Genomic DNA, 11,320 nt, shown 5'->3' on the forward strand with positions numbered 1-11,320 from the left:
GAAGGGGGCAAAACGCTGTCCGTACTGGCCTTCTCCCCGCTCGTGGGGAGAAGGTGCCTGTAGGCGGATGAGGGGCTGTCGTTAGGGTGGCAACCGGCGCCGAGAGCTGAATGCTGGCCTCATCCACTGCGCGAACGCGCTCACAAATCGATTCCAAATTCGGCGATAAGTTATTGAGGTAGATTCCTAATTGTCTTCACGCCTCCAGCCTCAGCAGGATGGCAGTGGTGTCGTCACTCTGCTTGTACCGCGGGTATTTCAGCCCGTCCGGATCGACTTCGCGCTCCATGTGGCGGAGTTCTGACACCAGCGACTTCAGCCCAGCCGTCGCGGCGCGTTGGACGAGCGTGGCTGCATCGTAGCGCTTGTAAAGAGCCACAAGATCGGCCAGCCCATCCGAGCAAAGGATGGCGGTTGCGCCCCCGCCATGGAGGGGCACGTCGACCATGGCGAGGTGATCGGCAGCTTCGGGCACCACGCCGAAGGTCCAGGTGGTGCCGTCGGGCGTGTTCTGACGGGCGCGGCCACGGCGCAGATCTTCGAGGGTTGTGGGATCACTGGTTGCGATGTTGGCCGCGCCGATGCCGCCCACGCGCGCGATGTGTTGCGCCGCCTGGTGCTGTTCCCATTCATAGGCGCCGGGGATCGGGATGATGAAGTCGGCGCGTCCGTCGTCATGCAGGATATACATGCAGCTGTCGCCAAGGCCGAAGTAGCGGAAGCCGGTTTGCGTGGCCTGCAGCGCCGTTAAGCTGCTGAGCGGCCAGGCATAGCGCGGCTGGTCGCCGGCGACCGCGAGGAAGGCGTCGCGGGCTTCCTCCGAGATCTGTCGCAGAACGGCCTTCGGCTCGGCGTCTCGGTCGAGCCGCTCGGCGAGCCGTGTTGCGGCGAATTCGGCGATCCAGGCGGCGTCGGAGCCGTAGCCTTCCATAAACTGACGATCGCCGAGACCGGTTGCGCCGTCGAAGATGAAGGCTGAGGTCTCGTTGTAGCCGAGGCGATCCTCATTGGCGCGGCCTTCCTTTCCCGGGTCGGAAAGGCTTTCGATAATGCTGATGCGAGGCGCCATGGTCTGCTTTTCTTTGCGGTTGCGGGTGTTCAAGCCGCCGGATCGATGATGGTGATACCGCTCTCGGCGAACCGATCCATATTGGCGAGCGCCTGAGGGACGTCGTTGAGGCCGATGTGGCGGCCGATCAGCTTCTCCGGTGCAAGTCTGCCCGAACGGATCATCTCCAGCATGGCGTCGTAGCGCCAGGACTGCATGCCGTGGCTGCCATAGATCTCGAGTTCATGGGCGATCACCCGCGCCATCGGAATCTGCGGCATTGCGTGGTCTGCGAGCATCAGCCCGACCTGCACATGCCGGCCGCGACGGCGAAGATTGGAGATTGAATTGCAGCAGGTCTGCGGATGACCCAGCGCATCGACGGAGACATGCGCTCCACCGCCGGTCAGGTCCCGCACGGCTTCGGCAATATCTGAAACATTGCGGCTGTTGATGGCGGCTGTTGCGCCAAGGGCTTTGGCCAGAGCGAGCTTGTCCTCGGCAATATCGATGGCGATCACATTGGCGCCGAGACCAGCCCCGATCATGATGGCCGACAGGCCGACTCCGCCGCAGCCATGCACGGCCAGCCACTCGCCGCCTTTCAGACGGCCCTGATCGACAACGGCGCGGAAGGAGGTTGCGAAGCGGCAACCGAGGCTGGCGGCCGTGTCATAGGAAATCTCTTCTGGCAGTAGGACGAGGTTCTGGTCGGCATATTCGATTGCGACATAGTCGGCAAACGAACCCCAATGGGTGAAGCCGGGTTGAAACTGTTCTTCGCAGACCTGCTGGTTGCCGGAGCGGCATTCCGTGCAGTGGCCGCAGCCGGAGACGAAGGGCACTGTGACGCGGTCGCCGACACGGAAGCGCCTGACGTCACGACCGACGGCGGCAATGGTACCGGCGAGTTCATGGCCCGGCACATGCGGCAGGCGGATATCGGGGTCATGGCCCATCCAGCCATGCCAGTCGCTGCGGCAGAGACCAGTGGCCTTGACCGCGACGACGACACCTGATGGCGTCGGGGTCGGATCGGGCAGGGTGCGGATCTCCGGCAGAACACCGAATCTTTCGTAATAGACAGCGCGCATCGGAACCTCGTTTCCCGAACGAAAGTGGCTTTGCCGGTGATTATTCCGCGAGTACGATCAAAGCCGATGGATCGATCTTCACGCCGACCGTGGTGCCGACCACGGGTGGCGGCGTGCCGGGATCGTTGAAGGTGTCGAACGAGATGGTCTTGCCATCGACTGCCACCCGCGTGCGGATGACCGAGCCGAGAAACTGGCTGGAGGTCACGGTGCCGGCAAAGGTGGCGTTGGCGGTATCGGAAAGCGAGCCTGCTTCCGGGCGCATGGCAAGCTGGATCGCCGTGCCATTGGCGGCGGCAATGGCGTCCTTTATCGTGAGCGTCTGCTCGCCGATCTTGACGAGACCGGCGCTTTGGTCGGCAACCACGGCCTCGATGACATTCAGCGTGCCGACGAAGGAGGCGACGAAGCGGGTCGTCGGGCGGTTGTAGATCTCGAAGGGCGTGCCGATCTGATCGGCCTTGCCGGCATTCATGACGACGATGCGGTCGGAGATCGACAGCGCCTCTTCCTGGTCGTGGGTGACGAAGACGGTGGTGATGCCGAGCTTCTGCTGGATCTGGCGGATTTCCTCACGCAGCGAGACGCGGATCTTGGCATCGAGTGCCGAGAGCGGCTCGTCGAGCAGCAGCACTTGCGGCTTCGGAGCGAGCGCGCGGGCAAGCGCCACGCGCTGCTGCTGGCCGCCGGACAGCTGGTAGGGATAGCGTTCAGCCAGATGTTCCAGATGAATGAGCGCCAGCATTTCCCTGACGCGGCTCTCGATGTCGGCCTTCGGCATGCCCGCGATCTTCAGGCCAAAGCCGACATTGTCGAAGACGTTCATGTTGGGAAACAGCGCATAGGCCTGGAAGACCATGCCGATATTGCGCTGGTTGGGCTTTAGGTTCGTCTGGTCCTTGCCGTCGACGACGATGGTGCCGGCAGACGGTGTCTCAAAGCCCGCCACCATGCGCAGCACCGTGGTCTTGCCGCAGCCCGACGGACCGAGAAACGAGACGAATTCGCCCTTGTCGATCGCCATGTTGAAGTCGTGCACCACCTGGGTGGCGCCGAAGGATTTCTTGAGGCTGTTCAGTGTCAGAAAGGTCATGAAAGGAAATCCTCAGGCCTGGCGAGGGGCCGTTTTCTGGAGGCGGGAGACGAGCTGCATCAGGCCGAGGCAACCCCAGGTAATGCCGAAGGCGATCACGGCAAGGGCCGCCGGCTCATAGGCGCGGTTGGCGCCGAGCAGCTGCATGTAAGGCCCGAAGGCCGGCTTGTTCAAAAGGGCGGCCATGGTGAACTCGCCCATGACGATGGCGAAGGTCACGAAGGCGCCGGACATCACGGCCACCGAAACATTGGGAAGAATAATGCGCCCGATGATCGTCGCCCAACCGGCGCCGAGGCTCTGGGCGGCTTCGGTCAAGGTGGTGACGTCGATGGTGCGCAGGCCCGTGTCGACGGCGCGGTACATGTAGGGCAGGCCAAGTGTGGCATAGCCGAACATCAGCAGGATATTTGTACCGGTGGACGAGCCCGTCAGCGGCAGCCAGCTCGATGTGTTGTAGAGCCTGATGTAGCCGAAAACGATGACGATTGCCGGAATGACCAGCGGCAGCAGCGTGACGAATTCGATATAGGGGCGAAGACCGGGCATCTTCAGCCGAACCCAATAGGCGGTTGGTACGATCAGCAGCACGCCGAAGACGATTGTCATCAGTGCCATGCTTACCGAATAGCTGAAGGTCTCCTGAAAACGCGGATCGGCGAGGACCTTGCCATAGGCATCGAAGGAATACTCGCCACGGCGCATCTTCAGGGAGAAGTTGGTCATACCAATCAGCGGTAGGATGAAATAGAGGAGGCCGACAGTCAGCGCGGCCCAGGCCCACAAGCGCTTCATTTCATCCACCTTTCGCTGCGTGCGCGCAGCCAGATATAGAGCCCGTTGGCCACGCCGGTCACGGTAATCATGCCGAAGGCGAGCGCATAACCGAGATGCGGATCGCCCAGCACGTCGCCGCGGATCTGGGCAAAAAGCAGGATCGGCACAATGTTGAGCGAAGAGCCGGTGAGCGCAATTGCGGTTGCCACGGCGCCGAAGGCGTTCGCGAAGAGCAGCGCGATCGTTCCAAGGATCGACGGCAGCAGGATCGGGAAGGCGACCATGCGCCAATACTGGAAATTCGTTGCGCCGAGGATCGAGGCCGCTTCGCGCCATTCGCGCTTCAGGCCGTCGAGGGCCGGCGTAATGATGAGCACCATCAGCGGGATCTGGAAGAAGAGGTAGGTAACGGTCAGACCCCAGAAGGACAGGAGATTGAAGCCGAGCAGGCGCAGGTCGATGCCAAGCTGCGTTTTCAGAAAAACGGTCAGCAGACCGACGGGACCGAGCGTGGCGAGGAAGGCGAAGGCAAGCGGTACGCCGGCGAAGTTCGAAGCGACACCGGAGAAGGTGAGAAGCGGGCTGCGGATCCACTGCGGCAGCCCACCCAGCACGACGGCGGCGGCCACGGAGAAGCCGATCAGGCAGCCGAGCAGTGCGGATGCCAGGCTGATTTTAATGGAGATCCAGTAGGCAGCCATGATCGAGGGCGTGAACAGACCTAGGACATTGGCAAAGGTAAAGCTGCCGTCCGGGCGCTGGAAGGCGCCAATGACGATCTTCATCGTCGGCATGATGAGAAACAGAAGAATGAAGATGGCAAACGGCAGGACGCCGAGCCAGTGAAGCGGAAGCCGCGTTCGAGGACGGGCAAGCGGTCCCGTACCGGCATTGTCTATTGCCATTCTGTCTGCCCCTCTTCCTCCGTGTTTTCCACGGTTCTTCTTGAATAAAAGGCGCCGCCCCGACCCTGCAAGGCTCGGGGCGGCTCCTCAAGTTCGGTCCTTACTGAACGTTGGCGCCGACGACGCTATCCCAGCCGGCGGTGACCGCGGCCTTGTTAGCGTCGACTTCTTCCAACGTCGGGAAGTAAGCTTTTTCGTAGGAATCTGCCGGCGGCAGAGCGTCGAGCAGATCCTGCGGAACCTTGCCGGCCTTTACCATGGCGTTGAAGCGTGCCGGGTGGCAATAGCCCTTGAGCCAGCCGAGCTGACCTTCGTCGGAGTACAGGTGCTCCATCCACAGCTTGGCTGCGTTCGGATGCGGCGCGTAAGCCGAGATGCCCTGAACGTAGACGCCTGCGAGAACGCCCGAAGCTGGAACGACGACTTCAACCGGCGGGTTGCCGGCCAGCGTGTTCTTGGCCGAGAGGGCATTGTAGTCCCACATCACGACGATTGGGGTTGCGCCTTGGGCGAGGGTGCCGGACTTGCCGATGACAGGCACGAAGTTGCCGGCCTTGTTCATTTCGCCGAAGTACTTCAGGCCAGCTTCGCCAGCTTCCTTGCCAGCCTTTGCGCCTCCGGCCATGCCGGCTGCGAGAACCGCGAGGATAGCCTGGTTGGAGGCGCGCGGATCACCGGCGAGAGCGACCTGACCGGCATATTCCGGCTTCAGAAGGTCCGACCAATCCTTCGGAGTGTTGGCCACGAGGTCCTTGTTCACCAGAAGCGACATGACGCCGTAGTAGTCGCCATACCAGTAGCCTTCGGCGTCCTTGACGTTTTCAGGGATCTCGTCCCAGGTCGAGACCTTGTAAGGCTGCAGAAGACCTTCGGCCTTCATCTGCGGGCCGAAGGCGAGACCGACGTCGACAACGTCAGGCGCCTGCGGGCCCTTGTTGTCCTTGTTGGCCTTGATGGCTTCGACTTCGTCAGCCGAACCGGCGTCCGGGTTCAGTTCGTTGACGGTGATTTCCGGGTACTTCTTCTTGAAGCTGTCGATTACCGCGCCATAGCCACACCAGTCGTGGGGCAGGGCGATCGTCGTCAGCATGCCTTCCTTCTTGGCGGCTTCGATGAGCTCTGCGCTTGGTTCAGCATAGGCGACGGCCGAAGTCGTCATGACGAGTGCGGTCGTCAGCGACAGCATTTTGCGGAACTTGGTGGTCACTGTGGTTCTCCTCTGAGGTTGGCAGCGATGGCGATCAATTAGGGGTGATATGTTATGGTTATGTGACGGAACTCCCACCCAAATTTCCGCCCTTTGCCTGAGACGGGGCTGGCCCCCGTCTCAAATTTCTGTATCGAGCCCTCTTCGCTCATCGAGGTTTTCGAAACAGGCGTGCCTGCTCGAACAAATCCTCCAGCGTGTTGATGCGCTCGCGCGTCTGGTCCCAGGACGAGCTCTGGACGGCCTCAATCAGCGCTTCGACGACGAAAAGTGTCACGACGGAGGAGTCCCATGCAGACGGTGCTTCGATGTGCAGCTTGAAACTCGTACGCGCGTGCTGTGCGACCGGTGACGTCCACTGATCGGTGAACAGGATGATCTCAACGCCGCTCGCCTTCGCTACCTTCGCCAATGTCGTCAGGTCGGCCTCGTAGCGACGGATGTCAAAGATCACCAGCACGTCGCCTTCGTGCATGTTCAGCACGTATTGCGGCCAGGCGCTCGCATTCGAGGACATTAGTGTGGTCTTGGGCCGGATGACCTGCATATGGGTGAAGAAGTACTCGGCAAGCGCCCCGGTGATGCGGCCACCGACGAAATATATGTCTCGGTTGCGGTCGCCCAGCAGGCTTGCTGCATCATCGAAGCTTGCTGTCTTCAGTTCGCCCAGTGAACTCCTCAGGTTGTTCATCACGGCTTCGGCGAAGCGGTTGAGAATGTGCCGGTTGGGCGCGTCCGCCGCCCAGCGGTCGTGTTTCGCGATCGGGTTCGATATGGTGGCTTCAAGTTCCTGGTGCAGATGCGCCTGGAATTCTGGATAGCCCTTGTAGCCCAGCTTCTGAACCATGCGGGCGACGGTCGGTGTCGATACGCGGGCATTCTCGGCGACAGTCGTGATGCTGCCGAGCCCGGACACAGGATAGTTGTCCAGCAGGCTTTCCGCCAGCTGCCGTTCAGCACGCGTCAGCCCATCGAAATGAGCATGGATCACGTCCGACACTGTCTTGGACGCATTGAGCAAGGACTGATTGTCTCCCCTAAGCCGGTCTTTGCCAGCTTTATGACAAAGATTAAGCCCCCGCCCTTGCTGGCTGTCAACTGGCTTTTGAAGAGAAATTTTCAGAAGCGGATTGACACTGCGGGCTCCGTGAAGAATTCTCTTCGTTAAATACAGAGGCCATCAGGCCCGGGGGAACAGCATGCTGCTGAGGTCAGGAATTCTGGCGCCAGCCGACGGTGAAGCCGTGGCTGTCGAGAACGAACGCGCGGCCGGCACGGTCGTGCTGGTCTGCGAACATGCATCTCACCGCCTGCCGATCTCGGCGGGACAGCTGGGGCTGTCAGGGGAGGTGCTGGTCAGCCACATCGCCTGGGATCCCGGTGCGCTTGAACTTGCCCGTCTATTGTCGACGCGGCTTGAAGCAGCACTGGTCCATCAGCGTTTCTCGCGCCTGCTCTATGACTGCAACCGGCCGCCGGAATCGCCGGCCGCCATGCCGGAAAGCAGCGAAATCTTCGAGATACCCGGCAATCGCGATCTTGCGCCGGCCGAGCGCTATGCCCGAACTGCTGCGATCTATGTGCCGTTTCACGATCGCGTCAGCGCGCTTCTTGCCGCTTATGTCCAGGAGGGACGCCGGCCGGTTGTCGTGACCGTGCACAGTTTCACGCCGATCTATTTCGGCAAAAAGCGCGATGTGGAGATCGGTATCCTGCACGATACGGACAGCCGGCTTGCAGACGCAATGCTGTCGGCCGCTATCTCCGGGCCGTATCGCGTCGAACGCAACGCGCCCTATGGGCCGGAGGACGGGGTTACCCATACGCTTCGCCTGCATGCCTTGCCCGCCGGTCATGCCAACGTGATGATCGAGGTGCGCAACGACCTGATTGCCAATTCCGTCGACCAAGAGGTCATGGCCGACTACCTCGCCGGGCTGATCGCAACTGCGGTCCGTGTCGTCGAAGGAAAATAACAGAACGACCTCACGGGGAGCAGCTTTGCTGCCACTAACCGCCAAAACAAGCGGCGGGCCAGGTACATGATCGCCGCAATCCCGCGGCCGATCTTCACATTGGGGGATGCCATGTCAGATTACTCTGATTCAGACAAAAAACAGGATATGCACGTGCTGCATTCCATGGGTTATGCCCAGGAACTCGAACGCAGCATGAGTTCATTTTCGAATTTTGCGATTTCTTTCTCCATTATTTGCATTCTGTCCGGCGGCATCAATTCGCTGGCTCAGGCGACCTCCGGTGTCGGCGGCGCCGCGATCGGTATCGGCTGGCCCGTCGGCTGCATCATCTCTGGGTTTTTCGCGCTCGGCATGGCTCAGATCGCATCAGCCTATCCCACGGCGGGCGGGCTCTATCACTGGTCGTCAATCCTCGGAAACCGCTTCACGGGCTGGCTGACGGCCTGGCTCAACCTGCTTGGCCTCATCACCGTTCTCGGCGCAATCAACATCGGAACCGCTCTTTTCCTGGGTGGCACGTTCGGTGCCCAGCTGGGTCTGTTGGGCGAGGACGGTCTGGTCTCGCCTGCGACCCAGGTCTTGCTCGTCGCCGGCTTCACTTTGATCCAGGTTCTGATCAATCACTTCGGCATCAGCCTGACAGCAAAGCTCACGGACTTTTCCGGTTCGCTGATCCTCGTGACGGCTGCCGTGTTGACAGTGGCCTGCCTCTATTTCGCGCCGACCTGGGAAATCAGCCGCCTGTGGACCTTCACCAACAATTCGGGTGAAATCGGCGGCAATGTTTGGCCTCAGTCCGACAGCATGTGGTACATTTTCGGCCTCGGGCTGCTGCTGCCGATCTACACGATCACCGGTTATGATGCCTCGGCTCATACGTCGGAAGAAACGAAGAAAGCGGCCCATTCGGTGCCCCGCTCGATTGTCATGTCCGTCCTGTGGTCTTCCCTTGCAGGCTGGATCATGCTCAGCTCCTTCGTCATTGCCATCCCGGATATGGCCGAGGGTGCAAGGCAAGGCTGGAACGTGTTCTTCTACACGGTCAACACGATCATGCCGGCCTGGCTGGTGACCATCTTGTATGTCGCCATCTTCGTCGCGCAGTTCATCTGCGGTCTTGCAACGGTAACCTCCGCATCGCGGATGATTTTCGCCTTCTCCCGCGACAAGGGACTTCCGGTTGGCTCGAAGGCTTTGTCTTCCGTCAGCCCGAAGTATCGGACCCCCGTAACCGCGATCTGGACCGCCGGCATCCTGGAAGTGCTGTTTGTCTGGGGGGCCTTGTTCATCTCGGTCGGTGAAGCCAGCCTCTATGTCACCGTCGTCAATGCGACCTTGATCTTCCTCTTCCTGTCCTTCCTGTCACCGATCGCCCTTGGTATTTTCGCCTTTGGAACATCGAAATGGCCGGCAGCAGGACCGTGGGACCTCGGCGCTGGACTGTTCAAGGTCATCGGTGTCCTCGCGACCATCGGCATGCTGATCATCATCTACATCGCCATCCAGCCACCGAATGACAAGGTTCTCGCCGTGACCGTCGGCTTCATCGTTCTGGCCGTCATTATCTGGTTTGCTTTCGAGGCCAAGCGCTTCCAGGGCCCGCCAATCGGCGACATGATCGAGAAGCGCAAGGCAGAGATCCTCGCTGCTGAAAGAGCTGTGGGCGAAATCTAAAATCCTGCGGCAGGCGCGGACATCTATCGGTCCGCGCCTGCCGAACATCCTCAGCTTTACCGCCTGATGTTGCATTGTCGGCTACCTATGGGACCACACAGATGACCACCACCTATACATTCGAAGAGCTGAAGAAAGACGTCGCCGAAGGGCGCATCGACACGGTGCTGGCGTGCCAGGTGGACATGCAGGGCCGCTTGATGGGCAAACGCTTCCAGGCGGAGTTCTTCGTTGAAAGCGCCTTCAAGGAAACCCATAGCTGCAACTATCTGCTGGCGACCGACATGGAGATGGAAACCGTCTCCGGCTACAAGGCGACGAGCTGGGAAAAGGGCTACGGCGATTACACCATGAAGCCGGATCTTTCGACGCTTCGCCGCATTCCCTGGCTTGAAGGCACGGCACTCGTTCTCTGCGACATGCTCGACCATGCCACTCATGCTGAAGTGCCGCATTCACCGCGCGCGATCCTGAAGAAGCAGGTCGCCCGACTTGAAGCCATGGGCATGAAGGCCTTCATGGCGACCGAACTCGAATTCTTCCTCTTCGACCAGACCTATGACGAGGCGCGTCTTTCCGGCTATCGCGACCTGAAATTGGTCTCGGGCTACAACGAGGACTACCACATCTTCCAGACCACCAAGGAAGAAGACGTCATGCGGGCGATCCGCAAGGGGCTGCAGGGTGCCGGTATTCCGGTCGAGAATTCCAAGGGTGAGGCGTCTGCCGGCCAGGAAGAAATCAATGTTCGTTATGCCGACGCCCTGACCATGGCCGATCGACATGTGATCATCAAGAATGGCTGCAAGGAGATTGCCTGGTCGAAGGGCAAGGCGATCACCTTCCTTGCCAAGTGGCATTATAATGCCGCAGGCTCCTCGTCGCATATCCACCAGTCGCTCTGGTCTGCCGATGGCAAAACGCCGCTGTTCTTCGACGAGAAGGGTCAGTATGGAATGTCGGAGGTGATGAAGCATTACATGGCGGGGCTTCTCAACCACGCCTCGGAAATCACCTATTTCCTGGCGCCCTATATCAACTCCTATAAGCGCTTCATGGCGGGAACCTTCGCACCGACCAAGGCAATCTGGTCCAAGGACAATCGCACGGCCGGTTACCGGCTTTGCGGAGATGCAACAAAGGGGATCCGCGTCGAGTGCCGCGTCGGTGGATCGGACCTCAATCCGTATCTCGCCATGGCGGCACTGCTGGCGGCCGGCATTGATGGGATCGAGAAGAAGATGGAACTCGAACCCGCTTTCACCGGCGACGCCTATGGTGCCAAGGAGGCGCGCGAAATTCCGCGGACGCTTCGTGCCGCAGCCGAAACCCTCAATGGTTCGGCCATGCTGCGCTCGGCCTTTGGTGACGATGTCATCGATCATTATGTCCGGGCTGCCGAATGGGAGCAGGAGGAATACGACCGCCGGATCACGGACTGGGAGGTGGCGCGCGGCTTTGAACGGGCGTGACCAAAGACGGCATTGAGCCGCAACAGTCCTCGGCGTAAGGGTGGAAACATGGACGGCGGCTTCGGCCCCTG

10 protein-coding genes are annotated in these 11,320 nt (G+C 60.5%); 3 read left to right on the forward strand and 7 right to left on the reverse strand.

The window, feature by feature from the left end; all coding sequences use genetic code 11:
- Window positions 1-196: 196 nt before the first annotated feature.
- The 7 genes from ACSV9I_RS00990 to ACSV9I_RS01020 all read right to left on the reverse strand — a co-directional run bounded on the left by ACSV9I_RS00990 (window position 197) and on the right by ACSV9I_RS01020 (window position 7,145).
- Window positions 197-1,069 (reverse strand): hypothetical protein, encoded by an 873-nt coding sequence (locus tag ACSV9I_RS00990; RefSeq protein ID WP_438326604.1) that lies wholly within the window; start codon window positions 1,067-1,069, stop codon window positions 197-199.
- 29 nt (window positions 1,070-1,098) lie between these two features.
- On the reverse strand, window positions 1,099-2,142 hold the full coding sequence (locus ACSV9I_RS00995; RefSeq protein ID WP_438326605.1) for a zinc-dependent alcohol dehydrogenase family protein: 1,044 nt from the start codon (window positions 2,140-2,142) through the stop codon (window positions 1,099-1,101).
- A gap of 40 nt (window positions 2,143-2,182) precedes the next feature.
- A complete protein-coding gene (locus ACSV9I_RS01000) occupies window positions 2,183-3,235 on the reverse strand; it encodes an ABC transporter ATP-binding protein (RefSeq protein WP_438326606.1) in 1,053 nt (350 codons plus the stop codon).
- A 12-nt stretch (window positions 3,236-3,247) separates the two neighbouring features.
- Complete coding sequence (locus ACSV9I_RS01005) at window positions 3,248-4,030, reverse strand: ABC transporter permease (RefSeq protein WP_438326607.1); 783 nt, start codon at window positions 4,028-4,030, stop codon at window positions 3,248-3,250.
- The gene (locus tag ACSV9I_RS01010; RefSeq protein WP_054159386.1) at window positions 4,027-4,917 is read right to left on the reverse strand and encodes an ABC transporter permease; all 891 of its coding nucleotides are present in this window, start codon (window positions 4,915-4,917) and stop codon (window positions 4,027-4,029) included. Before ACSV9I_RS01010 ends, ACSV9I_RS01005 begins: the two co-directional genes overlap by 4 nt.
- Window positions 4,918-5,017: 100 nt before the next feature.
- Complete coding sequence (locus tag ACSV9I_RS01015; RefSeq protein ID WP_438327645.1) at window positions 5,018-6,103, reverse strand: ABC transporter substrate-binding protein; 1,086 nt, start codon at window positions 6,101-6,103, stop codon at window positions 5,018-5,020.
- A 169-nt stretch (window positions 6,104-6,272) separates the two neighbouring features.
- The gene (locus tag ACSV9I_RS01020; RefSeq protein ID WP_054159384.1) at window positions 6,273-7,145 is read right to left on the reverse strand and encodes a MurR/RpiR family transcriptional regulator; all 873 of its coding nucleotides are present in this window, start codon (window positions 7,143-7,145) and stop codon (window positions 6,273-6,275) included.
- 178 nt (window positions 7,146-7,323) lie between these two features.
- Between ACSV9I_RS01020 and ACSV9I_RS01025 the strand changes: the two genes are divergently transcribed.
- From ACSV9I_RS01025 to ACSV9I_RS01035, 3 genes are all read left to right on the forward strand, one after another.
- Window positions 7,324-8,100, forward strand: coding sequence for an N-formylglutamate amidohydrolase (locus ACSV9I_RS01025; RefSeq protein ID WP_438326608.1), 777 nt, complete (start codon window positions 7,324-7,326; stop codon window positions 8,098-8,100).
- A 111-nt stretch (window positions 8,101-8,211) separates the two neighbouring features.
- Window positions 8,212-9,777 carry an amino acid permease gene (locus ACSV9I_RS01030; protein ID WP_054159390.1) on the forward strand — a complete coding sequence of 522 codons (1,566 nt, stop codon included), beginning with the start codon at window positions 8,212-8,214 and terminating at the stop codon, window positions 9,775-9,777.
- 101 nt (window positions 9,778-9,878) lie between these two features.
- Window positions 9,879-11,249 (forward strand): glutamine synthetase family protein, encoded by a 1,371-nt coding sequence (locus ACSV9I_RS01035; protein ID WP_438326609.1) that lies wholly within the window; start codon window positions 9,879-9,881, stop codon window positions 11,247-11,249.
- The last annotated feature ends 71 nt before the right edge of the window (window positions 11,250-11,320 follow it).

The sequence above is a fragment of the Rhizobium sp. G187 genome, from assembly GCF_051549525.1.
Taxonomy (GTDB): domain Bacteria; phylum Pseudomonadota; class Alphaproteobacteria; order Rhizobiales; family Rhizobiaceae; genus Allorhizobium.

Coding starts and splice junctions, on each gene's coding strand:
- ACSV9I_RS00990 (WP_438326604.1), bottom strand. CDS start 1,069: ATGGCGCCTCGCATCAGCATTATCGAAAGCCTTTCCGACCCGGGAAAG.
- ACSV9I_RS00995 (WP_438326605.1), bottom strand. CDS start 2,142: ATGCGCGCTGTCTATTACGAAAGATTCGGTGTTCTGCCGGAGATCCGC.
- ACSV9I_RS01000 (WP_438326606.1), bottom strand. CDS start 3,235: ATGACCTTTCTGACACTGAACAGCCTCAAGAAATCCTTCGGCGCCACC.
- ACSV9I_RS01005 (WP_438326607.1), bottom strand. CDS start 4,030: ATGAAGCGCTTGTGGGCCTGGGCCGCGCTGACTGTCGGCCTCCTCTAT.
- ACSV9I_RS01010 (WP_054159386.1), bottom strand. CDS start 4,917: ATGGCAATAGACAATGCCGGTACGGGACCGCTTGCCCGTCCTCGAACG.
- ACSV9I_RS01015 (WP_438327645.1), bottom strand. CDS start 6,103: ATGCTGTCGCTGACGACCGCACTCGTCATGACGACTTCGGCCGTCGCC.
- ACSV9I_RS01025 (WP_438326608.1), top strand. CDS start 7,324: ATGCTGCTGAGGTCAGGAATTCTGGCGCCAGCCGACGGTGAAGCCGTG.
- ACSV9I_RS01030 (WP_054159390.1), top strand. CDS start 8,212: ATGTCAGATTACTCTGATTCAGACAAAAAACAGGATATGCACGTGCTG.
- ACSV9I_RS01035 (WP_438326609.1), top strand. CDS start 9,879: ATGACCACCACCTATACATTCGAAGAGCTGAAGAAAGACGTCGCCGAA.